This is a genomic window from Acinetobacter wanghuae, from assembly GCF_009557235.1.
Lineage (GTDB): Bacteria > Pseudomonadota > Gammaproteobacteria > Pseudomonadales > Moraxellaceae > Acinetobacter > Acinetobacter wanghuae.
Genome location: NZ_CP045650.1, coordinates 1,868,793 through 1,884,983, shown reverse-complemented (window position 1 = coordinate 1,884,983; position 16,191 = coordinate 1,868,793). Strand labels below are relative to the sequence as shown.

Genomic DNA, 16,191 nt, shown 5'->3' with positions numbered 1-16,191 from the left:
CACAGTAGAATGTGACCCTCTCTCAAGTCACATTGTGGCATGGTTCAAAAGACCCGCCCGTGGAGCCAAAATCAGCATGTTTATCGTTGCCGGTGCACCTGCACATTCTTCATTTAAGAAAACTCAACTACTTTCGCGTTTAACGCCTATTAGTTCTGTTCAATCAATAGAGAGTCAATGGGTCTACCTCTTTGACCAAGCGCTGGGTGAGCAACAACAGCAATCCGCTTTACAGCTTCTCAATGATGGTCAATCTTTTGAACTACGCCAAGCTGCAAGTGATGAAATTCAAATTTTAGTCACACCGCGTTTAGGGACCATTTCACCATGGTCATCGAAAGCCACCGATATTTTCGCGAATTGTAATACGCCGGTTCATCGACTTGAACGCGGCGTTTTATTTACTCTAAAAGGCGTAAATTCAGTATCTGATGAAGTGAAACTTGTCTTGCATGACCGCATGACAGAAAGTGTTTTCAATGCGATTGAAGATGCTACGGCGTTGTTTACTGAGACTGAACCAAAACCTTTAAATAGTATTGATATTTTAGGTCAAGGTAAAGCAGCCTTAGTTAAAGCCAATTCTGAGTTTGGTTTTGCTTTGTCTGATGAAGAGATTGATTATCTCACCGATGCCTTTGTGAAAATGGGTCGTAACCCGCATGACATCGAACTCATGATGTTTGCGCAGGCGAACTCTGAGCATTGCCGTCATAAAATCTTTGGTTCTGAATGGACAATTGATGGTGAAAAACAGCCATTATCATTGTTCCAGATGATCAAAAATACCTATAAAGAATCACCAACCGATGTTTTGTCAGCATATAAAGACAATGCATCCGTGATTGTGGGCTTTGACACCCAACGTTTCTATCCGAAAAAAGATGAAACAACGGGTCAGCATATTTATCAATATAAGAGCCAAGCTGCGCATATTTTGATGAAAGTGGAAACCCACAACCATCCAACCGCGATTGCACCATTTGCCGGTGCTGCGACAGGTTCAGGCGGTGAAATCCGTGATGAAGGCGCAACAGGTCGTGGTGGTAAGCCAAAAGCAGGCTTAACGGGCTTTACGGTATCGAACTTGAATATTCCGGGTTTTGAGCAGCCTTGGGAAGACAACTACGGCAAACCATCTCGTATGGCATCGCCACTGCAAATTATGATTGAAGGACCACTCGGTGGTGCAGCGTTTAACAACGAATTTGGTCGTCCTGCTTTAAATGGTTACTTCCGTACCTTTGAGCAAAACGTGAATGGCGATGTCAAAGGCTTCCATAAGCCGATTATGATTGCCGGTGGTTACGGTAACATCCGTCCTGACCATGTAGAAAAAGATCCGATTTTGCCGGGCGATTTGTTAATCGTGCTTGGCGGTCCTGCAATGCTCATCGGTTTAGGTGGTGGTGCAGCATCTTCAGTGGATAGCGGTAAATTGGGTGAAAACCTTGACTTCGCTTCAGTACAACGTGAAAACCCAGAAATGGAACGCCGTTGCCAGGAAGTCATTGATGCCTGCTGGCGTATGGAAGACCACAACCCAATCGTGTCTGTACATGATGTGGGCGCGGGTGGTGTATCGAATGCTATGCCTGAGCTTGTAAATGACCATGAGCTTGGTGCAGTACTGGATCTTCGTAAGATTCCGTCTTTAGAGCCGGGCATGTCGCCAATGGAAATTTGGTCGAACGAAGCACAAGAGCGTTATGTGTTGGCGATTCGTCCATCATCTTTAGAATTATTTGAATCGATTTGTGCGCGTGAACGTTGTCCGTTTGCCGTACTTGGTGAAGCGACAGAAGCGCGCCATTTAACCGTTGAAGATCCACTGTTTGAAAATAAAGCTGTGGATATGCCAATGCAAGTGATGCTTGGCGGCACACCACGCATGAGTCGTTCATATGAAACGATTGAACGCACGGGTGATGATTTCGATGCTTCTAAAGTCACCGATCTGAAAGATGCGATTTACCGTGTGTTGAAAAACCCAACAGTTGCTTCTAAATCATTCCTAATCACCATTGGTGACCGTTCAATTACCGGTATGGTTGCACGTGACCAAATGGTTGGTCCTTGGCAAGTGCCAGTCGCGGATGCTGCTGTAACGACCACAAGTTTAGTGGGTTACACAGGCGAAGCGCTTGCAATGGGTGAGCGTCCACCTGTAGCACTACTTAATCCTGCTGCATCTGTACGTTTAGCGGTTGCTGAATCGATCACTAACGTGATGTCTGCGAAAATCGAACAGATCAGCGATATTAAATTGTCTGCAAACTGGATGGCAGCAGCGGGTCAAAGTGGCGAAGACCAAGCATTATTCGAAGGCGTAAAAGCAGTTGGCATGGAAATGTGTCCTGCGCTCGGTATCGCAATTCCAGTAGGTAAAGACTCGCTTTCAATGCGTACCACTTGGAATGACGAAGGCGAAGATAAATCTGTAACTTCGCCAATGACAGGTGTCATCACCGCATTTGCACCAGTGACGGATGTACGTAAAACACTGACGCCTGAGCTTAAAAATCTAGAATCTGTATTGGTTCGTATCGATCTATCTAAAGGTCAATTCCGTTTAGGTGGTTCGATTTTAGCGCAAGTCTATAAAGCGATTGGTTCAGTAACCCCTGATGTTGATAGCTTCGATGACTTCAAAGCATTCTTCGCATTGGGTTCAAGACTGGAACAACCGTGGCTTAATCAAAGCGTATCATGACATCGGTGATGGTGGCTTAGTAGCAACCGTTGCAGAGATGATGTTCGCATCACGCTTAGGTGTCGCACTTGAAGCGCAATCTATTGAATCTCTATTTGCAGAAGAAATTGGTGCGGTATTGCAAATTTCTAAAGCAGATTGGGACGCGCTACAAGCTGAAGTTGCAGCATCAAGCTTAAAAGATGCAATTGCGGTTGTGGGTACAGTCAACAACACTGATACTTTAACCGTAAATGGTTTAAGCCTAGATCGTGCAGATTTACAAGTTGCTTGGACTGAAGTGTCGCATCAAATCCAACGTTTACGTGACAACGTAAAAACAGCGGATCAAGAATTTGCTTTAATTACAAATAAATCTCATGCAGGGTTAATTGCGAAACCGACATTTGATTTGAATGAGCCAATCGAAGCGCCGTATATCAATGAACGCCGTCCAAGCATGGTGATTTTACGTGAGCAAGGTGTCAACGGTCATGTAGAAATGGCAGCAGCATTCGATAAAGTGGGCTTCAACACGGTTGATGTGCACATGAGTGACTTGCTTGCAGGTCGTATCAGCCTTGATGATTTCGAAGGCTTGGTGGCATGTGGTGGCTTCTCTTACGGTGACGTATTGGGTGCAGGCGGTGGTTGGGCAAAATCAGTCTTGTTTAACCCGAAACTACGTGATCAATTCGAGAAATTCTTTAACCGTGATGAAACATTCTCGCTTGGTATTTGTAACGGTTGCCAAATGTTGTCACAACTTGCACCGCTTATTCCGGGTGCAGACAACTGGCCACGTTTCCACCGCAATGAATCTGAAATGTTTGAAGCGCGTGCTGTGAACGTTCGTGTAGAAAAATCAAACTCAGTATTGCTTGAAGGTATGGAAGGTTCGATTCTTCCAATCGCTGTAGCACATGGTGAAGGTCGTGTGGTTGCACCTGAATCAAGTATTACTGCATTGAATGCAGGCAATCAGGTGATCCTACGTTATGTAGATAGCCAAGGTAACCCAACGCAACATTACCCAATGAATCCGAACGGTTCGCCTGAGGCGATTTCTGGTGTGACGTCTACTGACGGTCGTGCAACGATTATGATGCCGCATCCAGAGCGTAACTTCCGTGCGATTCAGCATTCTTGGAAACCTGAAGATTGGGATCAAGATGGTGCTTGGTTACGTATGTTCCGTAATGCTCGTAAATTTATTGGTTAATTAAATCAATTAAAAAAAAGGCGCTTCGGCGCCTTTTTTTAATCTTTAAAAATATTGTCATAAAAGTAATTGAAATGATCAGTTTTCTTGAATTGTGCTACTTGAGTACCACCTGGATATAGTTGTGATGGTACTTGAATTAAAAAGCCGAAACTCACAAGTTCCATATTTGGATTTTTGACATCATATTTAAATTCAGGATCTTCTTTATTTGTTTCAACCAAATATAAATGTTCAATTAATGATATTAAATGATTATTCAAATGGCTAACTATATAGGTGTATTGATCGAACTGATTTTTAGATATATCACCATTTTTTAAAAGTAAGGTAATTCTCCCAATCATTCTTGCTTGATGTTCTAAATATGTTTGATCAAGAATCCCTAATATTTCTAAGCCTAGCTCAGTATTATTTTTATCTTTAAAGAAATTTTCTATAAAACCTACGTCAGTCGTCTCTGCTTCTTGAATAAATGCTAACAATTGTTTTTGTTCTTTTAAGACTCGAAATTGAGTATATGTTTCAATTGAACTTGTAATTAAAGATGCAAAGGGAATAGATTTAATAGCATCCTCAAAAAAAGTATTTGCAGCTTTAAAAAGCATTTCATCAGTTATATTCTCTGTAGTTTGTAAAGCTGAGCTAGAGATATTCTTTTTAATAGACATGATAATGATTAATAAGTAATGATCTTTAAATCTTATAGATAAGTATAAAAAAACACCATTAGTATGTTCGAATAAAGGTTTTTCGATTTAACGTAAATTTCACATACTCATAAAAAAGGTCTGATTTGTCTTATCATCTAAAGATTCCAACTCTATTCAGCTCAATATGCAAAACATCATAAAAATAATAATTTTACTTGTAAGCACATCCTTAGCTGGTTGTGAATGGTATATGTGGAGAGTGAATCTTGATCGGATTAATCTTGCCAAAGAAACAGGGCAGGTACCAAAACTGAATCATGATCGAGAGATTAAAGGTCCGGATCTGAACCAAAATGGTATTCGGGATGATATCGATGAATATATCAGGCGTACTTATCATCATCCTAAGCAACGTAAAGCAGTTGAACAATATGCAATTCAGTCGCAAGCAGTATTGTTGGTTGATAAGACTGACATGATTCGTGTAAGACAATTGAATTTTGAAGTCGCACGGGCAATCTCGTGCATATATGATGTATTTCCTATTGAAAATCAAACAGCATCGAATGTGGTGAAAAGTGTTGGGGCGCTCACCACTAATACCAAACAGCGCTTCAATGCACAATTAGCCTATTCAAAAGCATTAGATGGTACTTCTATGACCATGCCAAGAGACGATTATTGTGATAACAAAGGATAAGGTCATTATTTCATTCTGAATTTATTGATTTTATAAGATATTTGAAGAGAATTTTTTATTTCTTGAATACATGAATTAAGTCATAACTTTCCAAGATTTTGCATGTATTAGCGTATGATTATCTAATGAAGATTGTCTAGGAATCAAAATGCTCAAACTCATTTATTACGTTCCCGAATCTCATCTTGAATCAACCAAACAAGCCATCTTTGCAGCAGGGGCAGGTGGCATAGGCAACTATGAGCATTGTGCTTGGCAAGTACTAGGCACAGGGCAGTTCAAACCTGTAAAAGGTGCAAATCCATTTATCGGTGAACTTGAAACTTTAGAACAAATTCCTGAGTGGCGTGTAGAAACGATTGTAGGCAATGATAAAGCCCGCGCTGTAGCACAGGCTTTACAGCAGGCGCATCCTTATGAAGAACCTGCTTTCGAATTTATTCAAATTTTGGATCTAAATGCACTTTAAAAGCTGTTAAACCTTCTGCACAAATAAGTCACGATCAAAACGATATTGTGGGAAGAAAACGCCATCTTCGGCACGTTCACCTGCACCAATGACCATTACTACATGCTGTTGATCGTTGAGCTGCAATAATTTTTTGACTAAAGGCTCATCAAAACCTTCCATCATACAACTGTCAAAGCCATAAGCGCGTAAAGCTAAAACGAGGTTCTCACAAGCAAGTGCCGTGGTTTTACTCGCCCATAATTTGGCATCCGCGGGGTTAAATGCAGTCACGGGCAATTGCTTATCAAGTGTACGTGCAACTTTGAAAGCAACTTTCTTAAAGTTACCCACTGTATTGAAGTAACCTGTCATATAGTTGTACGGGATGAATTTGTAATATTTCTGAATCATGGGCGGTACTTCAGCAAACGGGAATTCTGAAATATTACGTTTTGCCATATCATTGATGCGGTCTGTACGTGCAACGCAGACAATCAGTTCAGCCGCTGTTTTCGCAGCTAATTGTCCTAAACATGCTTTAACCAATTGCTTTTTCTTGGCAGTATCCTGCACGACATAAAAAGTCCATGGCTGTAAATTAGATGAATTTGGTGCCATCAATGCCAAATCAAGGCATGCATCTAAGACATCACTTGGAATGGTTTTATCGGTAAATTTACGCACAGAGCGACGGCTTTCAACGACTTTACGGAAGTTATCAATATCAATATCGGTGGGTGCGGCTTCAAAATAACGTTTTTGGGTAGATGATGAATCAGACATAATTTTCATACTCTCGATAGGGAGAAAGACAAATAGGCTACCGAGGTAGCCTATCTTTAAATGAGTGAAAAATTAATTAAATTGTGTAAAGTCTGGTTTACGTTTTTGCATAAATGCTTGCACGGCTTCCATCATTTCCGGTGAGCCAACGCGCTTCATAAAGATATCCGCTTCATGGTCAATACATTCAATAATGTCAGGCAAATTATGCTTCATCAAAGCTTTGGTTTGTTTGAGTGATGCCAAAGGTAAAGCCGCTAAAATTTGTGCTTGTTTGTGTGCAGCTGCGTAGACATCGTCTTCAATGCTATTGACCAAACCTGCGCTCAAGGCTTTTTCAGCATTGAATTTTTGCGCGGTGAGGAGCAGTTCAGCGGCTTTATGGTAGCCAGCTTGTTGAATCAGTAATTGACTTGAAGCACCTTCAGGCGATAGACCCAAACTCACAAATGGAATTTGGAACAGCGCGCTATTGTCGGTATAAACCAAATCGGCATGTAGCAAAATGGTTACACCAATCCCAATCGCGACACCGCGCACAGCCGCAATTAAAGGCTTAGAAAACTTCGCAGCAGATTTGAGTACCACAAACGGCGGAGTATCACCGGCTTTACCTTGCAATGGGGATTGAATGAATTTCATAAAATCTTGCATATCATTGCCAGCACTAAAGTCCGCATTTTCACCGCGTAAAATCACGACACGAACATCAGGGTTTTGGTCGGCTTCATCTAATGCACTTGCAATAGTTAAATACAATTGACCATACAGTGCATTTTTAGCTTCAGGGCGATTAATAGCTAAAGTGAGGATGCCATTGTCTAAATTCGCATTCAAATGTGGATGAGGTTGTTGAATACAGTTCAGTGTCATCGTACTATCCTTGCTTTATTCATTAGAATTTATGCCCGCTATTATGTCGCAAAAAAATCGATGTGACGTAACTGATGCGTTCATAAACGTAAAATACGCTATGACATCTACTTTCGATTATTTGGTTTTTATTGGTCGCTTTCAGCCTTTTCATTTAGCTCATATGCGTACCATTCAAATTGCACTTGAGCACAGTCAACATGTGATTTTGGCACTCGGTTCTGCACAAAACGAACGCAATATCAAAAACCCATTTTTAGCGGTTGAACGCGAACAGATGATTCTCTCGAATTTCTCAGAAGAGGATCAAGCACGGATTAAGTTTGTGCATGTGATTGATGTATATAACGATGAAAAATGGCAAAAACTCGTCAAATCTTTAGTGAATGACGTGGTTGAACCACATGCAAAAGTCGGTCTAATCGGACATTTTAAAGATGATTCTTCCTATTATTTAAAGTTTTTCCCTGAATGGGAAATGGTTGAATTAGAAAGTTTAGAAGGGGCATTGTCTGCCACCCCAATGCGAGAAGCCTATTATCGTGGTGAAATTCAAACCGATAAATTCCCACAGGGTACGATCAAATTCTTACAAAAGTTTCAGGAAAATGAGATTTATCAACAATTGAGTCACAAGTTCTCCATCAATGATCCGAGTAATTTGAGCTAAGTTGATAGGTATTCACTGATTGCTCTAGGAGTATACAGCATGCAAATGAATGCCGTATCTAAGAATATTGCGGTTGCAGGATGTCTCGGCATCGCTAGTCTTTCTGCTGCATACGCACAAAGTTGGTCGTTAAGTCCACGGAGTGATGTAGGTTTTAGTATTGAATCGTTAGGTATGACGGTGGTGAAAGGTAACTTCGCCTCAGTGAAAGCCAATATGCAATTCGATCCCAAAGCACTACAAAATGCATCCACCCAATTTACCATGCACGTGGACAGCTTAAATCTATCGAAGCCTTCGCTCAAAAATATGATTATGGGCGAAGATCTGTTTTATGCCACCCGATATAAAACAGTAAATTTTAAAAGTACCCAGTTTAAGTCCTTAGGCAACAACCGCTATCAGATTTTAGGCAATCTGACCTTGCGCGGTGTAACGAGACCTGTAGTCTTTGAGACCACCTTAACACCAAATGTTGCTCATCCAAATGTTCTGCAAGTAAATTCAAAAACTGTCATCAACCGCTCTGACTTCGGTATGAAAAAAGCGGTCGCAGGAGTCGGGGAAAAAGTGAATATTCACTTGGTCGGTCAATGGAATGCGCAGTAATCTTCATCTTCTCAGGCTAAGATTTTACTCCATCTAAATGTTGCGCAGCTTGAGTAAGCAAAACTTGTGTGATTTTCTCTAATGCAGGTGCTTGTTGTTTCCAGTGATGCCAATACAGTTGCATTGCTGTACTTGCCTTTGGCATCACTTCAATGAGTTTTCCTGTATCGATATGAGTCCCAATTTGATCGTCAGGCAATAGGCCAAAGCCTAGACCTAAATGAATTGCATCAGCAAAAGCAGACGATGATGGCACAAAGTAATGAGGATAACTTTGTTGATTTAGACCAAATAATTTTAAAATCACTTGATGATGTAATAAATCTCTATCGTTGAAAATGATTGCGGGAATCTGTCTGAGTTTTTCTCGATCAATGCCATCTTTAAACCATTGATGGGCAAATTCAGGTGTGGCAACCATTCGATAATGCATTTGTCCGATCAAATGGGCTTCACAGCCTTTCATAGCTCTCTTTTCAGTCGATATACACGCATTCACACGACCTGTTTCAAGCAATTGATGGGTTTGGGTTTGATCATCAATTAAAAACTTAATGGCAACTTTTTCAGTAATAAGGACGTGTTGTAAAACATGGAGCAACCATGTCGAAAGTGAATCGGCATTGGTGGCAATATTAAATTGTTGAAAATAATGGGCTTGGCTTTGACCTTGTAGGCTTTGTATTAAATGATGCTCGCTTAAACGTTGATGTTGTAAATGTTCTAGAAGCTGTTGACCCGTTTGGGTAACACGGCAAGGACGTTCACGTAATAATAAAACCTGTCCCAAATCTTTTTCTAAAGCTTGTACACGTAATGTCACCGCTGAAGCAGTTAAGCACAGTACTTTGGCTGCCTCATCAAAACTTCCCGTTTCTGCAACTGCCAAAAAAGCCTCACATGATTTACTCGATAACATACATCTACCTAAGAAAAATTTAGTTATATTGATATTTATTGAATCATACTTAATTTGAAGTGAAGACTGTCATAATTTCCCACAGTTTTACAAGTGTCGAGAATATGGTGATTTTGAATAGTCTGCTACATGGCTTTTTAGTGGGTTTGAGTCTGATCTTACCGATTGGGGCGCAAAATACGTTTGTACTAAAACAAGGTCTGAAAAAGCAGTATGTATTTTGGGTGTGTTTGGTCTGTGCTGTTTCAGACGCGATTTTGATTTTGGCTGGGGTGATGGGTTTTGGCTCACTGATTTTACAGCATCCCATGATGACTGAAATTGCTAAAATCATCGGTGCCATCTTTTTATTCGCCTATGGTGCCTTACATATCAAAAGTGCATTCAAGAACGCAGAGCGCTTTAATGTAGACGTAGCACAAGATATTTCACTGATGAAAACACTGGGCTTATGTTTAGCATTTACATGGCTTAATCCGCATGTGTATTTAGATACGGTCGTTTTATTGGGTTCGATTTCTGTGCAATTTGCACAAGATAAGCTATATTTTGCTTTAGGTGCAATCACCGCATCTTTTAGTTTCTTTTTTATATTGGGTTATGCTTCACGCCTTTTATTGCCTGTGTTTAAAACCCCACGAGCATGGCAAGTTCTTGATGTTCTAATTGCTTTTGTGATGTGGTGGATCGCGCTCAGTTTAATCTTGTAATAGTAAAAATAAAAAGCCCGAATTCAATCAGGCTTTTCACAGCAACGAAGATGGTTTTAGGCTTGAAGTGCTTTTAGATCTTCAAGGACTTGTTCAGCATGACCCGCCGCTTTTACTTTACGGTATTCTTTGACGAGTGTGCCGTTATGGAAAATAAAGGTTGAGCGCTCAATGCCCATGACTTGTTTGCCATACATATTTTTTTCTTTAATCACATCAAAGTGTTTACACAAGATTTCTTCTTTATCACTGATCAGATCAATGGTCAGATTTTGTTTGGTGGTAAAGTTTTGATGGGCTTTCACTGAATCACGCGAAACACCAAAAATCGTCGTATTTAAAGCATCAAACTGATCTTTTAAGCAAGAAAAGCCGATGGCTTGTGTGGTGCAGCCAGGTGTTGAATCTTTAGGATAAAAATAAACAATTAACCATTCACTCGAATGTTCAGCTAAATTTACTTCACCTTGTGTCATCGGGAAAGTGTGATTGATTAAGTTTAATTCAGACATGATAATTCCTTTATTTAAAGCATATTTTACAATGAAAACATCATACTCAATTTGTCATGTATTGGACGAGAATTTTTTAAAGCTGCCATTAAAAGGTATTGAGATTTAAAAAAAGAATAAAAAAAAGCCTGCATTACAGCAGGCTTTTTTGAGGCAAAGCAAAGTTATTATTTCGCTGGGTTTGCTTTCATTGCAGCTTCAGTCAAGGTTTTAAGTTTACCTGTGAGCTGAGGACCAAAACATGCTTGCAAATCTTTATTTTGCTTTTGTACAAAGGCTAAAGTTGCAGGGCTTTTCTTTTGGTTAATGGTACTTTGGATTTCCCATTTTTGTGCATTGGTCAAACGACCATCTGCTTCAACGGCACATGTACAGTATTTTGAAACTTCAGCAGCAGTCAATTTATTACCTTTGCCAGTTTCACTTTTACAAACATTAATCAAACCCGCTTTTACATTGCTACTTTTATACGCTTGTTGCAATTTTTCATTATCTGCATGCGCTGTGCTTGCAAATAAAGCCGCTGCAGAAACTAAAGCTGAAAGAATGATGTTTGATTTTAAATTTTTCATAAACCCTACCTAGTTATTGCGGTACGTAACGTGTTGGATCTGCAACCTCTGCGTCAGCAAAACCTTGTTTGCGTAAACGGCAGCTGTCGCATGTGCCACAAGCACGTCCTTGGTCATCTGCTTGGTAGCAAGAGACTGTTTGACTGTAGTCTACGCCATGTTCTAGGCCTAAGCGAATAATATTTGCTTTGGATAAATGTAACAGAGGTGTTTCAAATTTAAGTGGTTTACCTTCGACGCCGACTTTCGTTGCAAGGCGTGCCATGCGTTCAAAGGCATCAATAAACTCAGGACGACAGTCTGGATAACCAGAATAATCGACGGCGTTAATGCCAATCACAATCGCAGTTGCATCAAACACTTCAGCAGCTGCTAGTGCATACGATAAGAAAATCGTATTACGCGCAGGGACGTAAGTAATGGGAATACCCGCTTGTTCGTGATCAGGTACATCAATATTGTGATCGGTTAACGCAGAGCCACCCAAATTACCTAAATCAATATTAATCACACGGTGTTCAACACCTGCACGTTGGGTCAGTGCGCGTGCAGCATCAAGCTCGGTCGTTGAGCGTTGTCCGTACATGAAACTTAACGCGATACATTCATAACGTGCTTGCGCCCAAGCTAAACAAGTTGTTGAGTCTAATCCGCCAGATAACAAGACAATGGCACGAGGGCGCATAGTGCTTACTCCAAAATATTGATAAAAAAATTAACGACCAGTTTCATCATTCCATAACAACTTATGCAGTTGTAATTGGAAACGAACAGGGAGATGGTCTTCTAAAATCCATTGTGCTAAATCACGTGCCAATTGTGGCAGACGTGCTGCACCTTTTTCCACAGCAAACGCAGGTGAGAACCACACAGTGCTGACTTTCTCATGTAACGCATATTCAGCCACTTGCTGTTTTGACCATTCATAATCTTCACGGTTACAAATCACGAATTTGATTTGGTCATGTTGAGTGAGATGTTCAAAATTACTAAGCAAGTTTCGTGCAACTTCACCTGAAGTTGGGGTTTTTAAGTCTAAAACTTTCGAGACACGTGAATCAACCTTAGACACATCTAAAGCACCACTGGTCTCAAGGGATACTTCGCAGCCTAAGTCGGCTAATCGTTGCATTAAAGGAATTGCATTTGGTTGAGCAAGAGGCTCACCACCGGTCACGCACACATAAGGCGTTTTAAAATCTAAAGTGGTTTGAATAATCTGATCGAGTGACTGACGTTCGCCACCTTCAAAAGAATAGGTTGTGTCACAGTATGTACAACGTAAAGGACAGCCCGTCAAACGAATAAAAACAGTCGGTAAACCTGCCGTATTGGCTTCACCTTGCAATGAATAGAAAATCTCCGTAATGCGTAACCCCGCAGACGGATCAGAAACAGGAATAGCGGAAGATCGGAGCGTATTCATAACAAATTTAACCAAAACAAATGATAGGGCATAAAAACAAAAATCCCTACGATCAGACTTGACCGTAGAGACGAGGAGCGATGAACGCTCCGAGGAATATAAATATTCCGAATAAATGTAGACTTAGTCTTCGCGTAATAAATCGTTCAAGCTTGTTTTAGAACGTGTTTTCGCATCAACTTTTTTCACAATAATCGCAGCATATAAGCTGTAAGTGCCGCATTTCGATGGAAGGCTACCCGCAACAACTACAGAACCCGCAGGAACACGGCCGTAATGGATCTCGCCAGTTGCACGGTCATAAATTTTAGTCGATTGACCAATAAATACGCCCATTGAAATCACAGAACCTTCTTCAACGATTACACCTTCAACGATTTCAGAACGTGCACCGATGAAACAGTTATCTTCAATGATGGTTGGGTTTGCTTGAAGTGGTTCAAGAACACCACCAATACCAACACCACCAGATAAATGAACATTTTTACCGATTTGTGCACATGAACCAACAGTTGCCCAAGTGTCAACCATTGTACCTTCATCGACATAAGCACCAATGTTGACATAAGAAGGCATCAAGATCACGCCTTTTGCTTGGAAAGAACCTTTACGTGCCACAGCAGGTGGTACAACACGTACACCCGCCGCTTTAAACTGTTCTTCAGTCCAACCTGTGAATTTAGTATCGACTTTATCGTAGAATTGAAGGTCACATGACTCAATTGGTTTGTTGTCATTCAATTTGAAAGATAACAATACTGCTTTTTTAATCCATTGATGAACAACCCATTCACCTTCGATTTTTTCAGCAACACGAAGTGAGCCGTTATCGAGGCCAGCAATTACTTCCTCAACTGCTTGGCGAATTTCTACAGAACAGTCTGCAGCAGTGAAATTAGCACGGTCTTCAAACGCTTGTTCAATGATTGTTGAAAGCTGAGACATGATCTTCCTTCCTGAAAAAATTTTCACAGATTTTACACTATATTGAGCTAAGAATAGCCATCATGAGTAAGATAAAATCAATTAATTCTGAATTTGCATACCCTAAATGCATAAGGATGTTAAAGGATTGGGAATTTCCATAAGCCAAAATGAAAAGAAAAGATGAATGATAAAATATCGTTATTCCTGTCATTCCGAGATATAAAAATGTGCAGAGAATCAATCGTTAATTGTATTTGTATCAAAAAATAACAAAAAGTGAGCAAAAAACGAATAAAACGTGATCATGTTGTGGTTTAACATCACTCTCATTACAAAAGTAAGAATGTAAAAAATTAAATTTTTTGAGGAGAAAAACATGAAATCTGTACACAAAATTTTAGCAATCTCAGTCTTAGCTGCTGCCGCAAGTTCTGTTATGGCTGCTGACGAAGTGATTGTAACGGATGAGGGTGTTGCATCATTCTCTTTCTTTAAACCTGCTGCGGTACGTGCTGAAGTCGGTACTACAGGTTATGGTGGTGCAATCTCATGGAATGTAAATCCATATGTTGGGGTAACACTCGGTTATAACGGTGGTGATATTTCTTGGTCAGATGATATTTCAGTGAATGGCACTAAATACGATCTTGATATGGACAATAAGCTTGCTTATTTAAATGCTGAGATTCGTCCATGGGCAAACTGGTTCTATATGGCTGCAGGTGTTGGCTATATTGACAATGATTATGGGTTAGAAAGTCGTACAGGCGCTGATGGTACAATCAGTGTGGACGGAAATAGATATCAAACTGTAGGAAGTACTACAGGACGTGTAACAGGTAATTTATCTTATAAAAATGATATTGCACCATATGTCGGTATTGGTTTCTCTCCAGCAATTACTAATCGTTGGGGGGTTTTTGGTGAAGTCGGGGCTTACTACAATGGTAACCCACGCGCAAATTTATCATCTACTAGCAATTTTGTCGCATTAGATAGTGGCAATCCGGATGTGCCAGATTTTGATACTGCTTTGCGTAATGAAGAAGACAAAATTCGTAATGATAACGAGTATGAATGGCTTCCTGTGGCGAAACTAGGTGTAAGTTTCCGCTTCTAAGATTAGGTTAAACAAAAAACGAGCTTCGGCTCGTTTTTTTATATGTAATTTTTAAAAATGGTAGCCGAACTTTAAAGCGAAAAGCCAAGCAGAATTATCTTTAACATTGGTAATGGCTAAAACTTGACTCATGATTTCTTCGTTTTGCTCAATACGAGGCTTATTAAAATCTAAATAATAAACAGCCGTTGAAATATCAATCTTGTTATTGAGTTTATAGAGGTTGGCAAGCCCATAGCCGAGATGACCATCAGTCGGATTTAGTGTCGTCGCTGAATTATCTAGCCCAGAATCCCATAACAACTCTAAAGCATTGACCCAGCGTGGATTCCATTGATGTGCAATACCAAGCTTTCCAGACCATTGATCTTGCTCATAGCGAATCATTTTAATCTTTTCAAATTCTGGCAGGTCGCTTAGATACAGATTTACAAACGATTGAATTTGCGGAGGTTGAACTTCAAAGGCTTTCCAATTGACCCATCGTAATGAGGCATAGAGTAAATTTGTTTTTGAAAGTCCTGTTTGAATATCTAAATTGATAGATTTGGGTGTGCTGATGGTTGTGATAGGATTTAGCGAAATTCCCGTATCTAAAGATTCATCAGTTTGATTTTTATGTGTGATTTTAGACCGATAAGTGAGAGCTGTTCTAAAAGCATATTGCGGAAGTTGATAACTGATACCTGCCAACCAACCCCAAGCATGATCCGAATTGAATTCTGTATGATAGCCATCAAAAATTGAGTAATTTTTCCCTTTTAGAAATACTCTACCTTGAAATTGTTGATAACTTAAACCGCTATACAGTGTCCAATTTTGGCTAGGTTGATAACCGATTAAGCCTGTTAAATTCTGACTGTTAAATTGAATATTCGCAGCTTCAGTATACAATTCACCGTCATTTATTTGAGCTTGATATTGATAAGATGCATGTGTTGCAAAAGGCTGATCATAAATCATACCCAAAGAGATTTTTGGATGTATCTGTAGTTTAATTGCAGCACCACTAAACTGATCTTGTTGTGCCAAATCGCCTGTTGAAAAATCTTGAATATTTGCATTATCCAAATCAGCATGACGTTTGATTTCCGCTTTAACATCAGGTACTAAAACGGCATGAAAAATTTCAGCATAGTTGTCATTTTCAAAAAAAAACTGAAGGGACTGTCCTGATTGCTCTAAGGCTGCTGCGAAACAAGGCTGAATGGTGCAAATTAGACAGCTCGATATCATGTATTTATAAAGTGGCATATATGCGAAATCTTATATTTCATCTGCTACCATTATGCTTGATTTTTCTACAAGTTTTCTAGCGCAAAATAAAAAGAGGCGCTAAATGCCTCTTTTTA

16 protein-coding genes and 1 pseudogene are annotated in these 16,191 nt (G+C 40.0%); 7 read left to right on the top strand and 10 right to left on the bottom strand.

Annotated elements, in window-relative coordinates; genetic code table 11:
• Window positions 1-76: 76 nt before the first annotated feature.
• Window positions 77-3,914: pseudogene (gene purL, locus GFH30_RS08895) on the top strand (phosphoribosylformylglycinamidine synthase).
• Window positions 3,915-3,952: 38 nt separating this feature from the next.
• Here purL and GFH30_RS08890 read toward each other — a convergent pair.
• Window positions 3,953-4,585: a hypothetical protein gene (locus GFH30_RS08890; RefSeq protein ID WP_153371891.1), complete on the bottom strand. Its 633-nt coding sequence runs from the start codon at window positions 4,583-4,585 to the stop codon at window positions 3,953-3,955.
• 232 nt (window positions 4,586-4,817) lie between these two features.
• Between GFH30_RS08890 and GFH30_RS13470 the strand changes: the two genes are divergently transcribed.
• Window positions 4,818-5,267, top strand: coding sequence for a hypothetical protein (locus tag GFH30_RS13470; protein ID WP_227551489.1), 450 nt, complete (start codon window positions 4,818-4,820; stop codon window positions 5,265-5,267).
• A gap of 148 nt (window positions 5,268-5,415) precedes the next feature.
• The gene (locus GFH30_RS08880) at window positions 5,416-5,736 is read left to right on the top strand and encodes an NGG1p interacting factor NIF3 (protein ID WP_153371890.1); all 321 of its coding nucleotides are present in this window, start codon (window positions 5,416-5,418) and stop codon (window positions 5,734-5,736) included.
• A 6-nt stretch (window positions 5,737-5,742) separates the two neighbouring features.
• Here the strand turns inward: GFH30_RS08880 and GFH30_RS08875 are convergent, their stop codons facing one another.
• A complete protein-coding gene (locus GFH30_RS08875; RefSeq protein WP_153371889.1) occupies window positions 5,743-6,501 on the bottom strand; it encodes a nitroreductase family protein in 759 nt (252 codons plus the stop codon).
• 72 nt (window positions 6,502-6,573) lie between these two features.
• Window positions 6,574-7,374, bottom strand: coding sequence for an enoyl-CoA hydratase (locus GFH30_RS08870; RefSeq protein WP_153371888.1), 801 nt, complete (start codon window positions 7,372-7,374; stop codon window positions 6,574-6,576).
• Window positions 7,375-7,474: 100 nt separating this feature from the next.
• Here GFH30_RS08870 and GFH30_RS08865 point away from each other — a divergent pair, with 100 nt between their 5' ends.
• Both GFH30_RS08865 and GFH30_RS08860 read left to right on the top strand, forming a co-directional pair.
• Window positions 7,475-8,044, top strand: coding sequence for a nicotinate-nicotinamide nucleotide adenylyltransferase (locus GFH30_RS08865; RefSeq protein ID WP_153371887.1), 570 nt, complete (start codon window positions 7,475-7,477; stop codon window positions 8,042-8,044).
• A 45-nt stretch (window positions 8,045-8,089) separates the two neighbouring features.
• A complete protein-coding gene (locus tag GFH30_RS08860; protein ID WP_153373416.1) occupies window positions 8,090-8,653 on the top strand; it encodes a YceI family protein in 564 nt (187 codons plus the stop codon).
• 16 nt (window positions 8,654-8,669) lie between these two features.
• Here the strand turns inward: GFH30_RS08860 and GFH30_RS08855 are convergent, their stop codons facing one another.
• Window positions 8,670-9,572, bottom strand: coding sequence for a LysR family transcriptional regulator ArgP (locus tag GFH30_RS08855; RefSeq protein WP_153371886.1), 903 nt, complete (start codon window positions 9,570-9,572; stop codon window positions 8,670-8,672).
• A gap of 110 nt (window positions 9,573-9,682) precedes the next feature.
• Between GFH30_RS08855 and GFH30_RS08850 the strand changes: the two genes are divergently transcribed.
• Entirely contained in the window at window positions 9,683-10,282 is a 600-nt protein-coding gene (locus tag GFH30_RS08850; RefSeq protein WP_153373414.1) for a LysE/ArgO family amino acid transporter, read from the top strand.
• Window positions 10,283-10,338: 56 nt separating this feature from the next.
• On the opposite strand, the gene GFH30_RS08845 is transcribed toward GFH30_RS08850, so the two are convergent.
• From GFH30_RS08845 to dapD, 5 genes are all read right to left on the bottom strand, one after another.
• Entirely contained in the window at window positions 10,339-10,794 is a 456-nt protein-coding gene (locus tag GFH30_RS08845; RefSeq protein ID WP_153371885.1) for a peroxiredoxin, read from the bottom strand.
• 167 nt (window positions 10,795-10,961) lie between these two features.
• Window positions 10,962-11,366, bottom strand: a complete 405-nt coding sequence (locus GFH30_RS08840; RefSeq protein WP_153371884.1) for a hypothetical protein — start codon at window positions 11,364-11,366, stop codon at window positions 10,962-10,964.
• Window positions 11,367-11,379: 13 nt separating this feature from the next.
• The gene (queC, locus tag GFH30_RS08835) at window positions 11,380-12,051 is read right to left on the bottom strand and encodes a 7-cyano-7-deazaguanine synthase QueC (protein ID WP_153371883.1); all 672 of its coding nucleotides are present in this window, start codon (window positions 12,049-12,051) and stop codon (window positions 11,380-11,382) included.
• Window positions 12,052-12,081: 30 nt separating this feature from the next.
• Complete coding sequence (gene queE, locus GFH30_RS08830) at window positions 12,082-12,792, bottom strand: 7-carboxy-7-deazaguanine synthase QueE (protein ID WP_153371882.1); 711 nt, start codon at window positions 12,790-12,792, stop codon at window positions 12,082-12,084.
• Window positions 12,793-12,915: 123 nt separating this feature from the next.
• On the bottom strand, window positions 12,916-13,737 hold the full coding sequence (gene dapD, locus GFH30_RS08825) for a 2,3,4,5-tetrahydropyridine-2,6-dicarboxylate N-succinyltransferase (protein WP_153371881.1): 822 nt from the start codon (window positions 13,735-13,737) through the stop codon (window positions 12,916-12,918).
• 358 nt (window positions 13,738-14,095) lie between these two features.
• On the opposite strand from dapD, the gene carO reads away from it, so the two are divergent.
• A complete protein-coding gene (carO, locus tag GFH30_RS08820; RefSeq protein ID WP_153371880.1) occupies window positions 14,096-14,839 on the top strand; it encodes an ornithine uptake porin CarO in 744 nt (247 codons plus the stop codon).
• A gap of 51 nt (window positions 14,840-14,890) precedes the next feature.
• Here carO and GFH30_RS08815 read toward each other — a convergent pair whose 3' ends face one another.
• Window positions 14,891-16,093: an outer membrane protein transport protein gene (locus tag GFH30_RS08815; protein WP_153371879.1), complete on the bottom strand. Its 1,203-nt coding sequence runs from the start codon at window positions 16,091-16,093 to the stop codon at window positions 14,891-14,893.
• Window positions 16,094-16,191 lie beyond the last annotated feature (98 nt).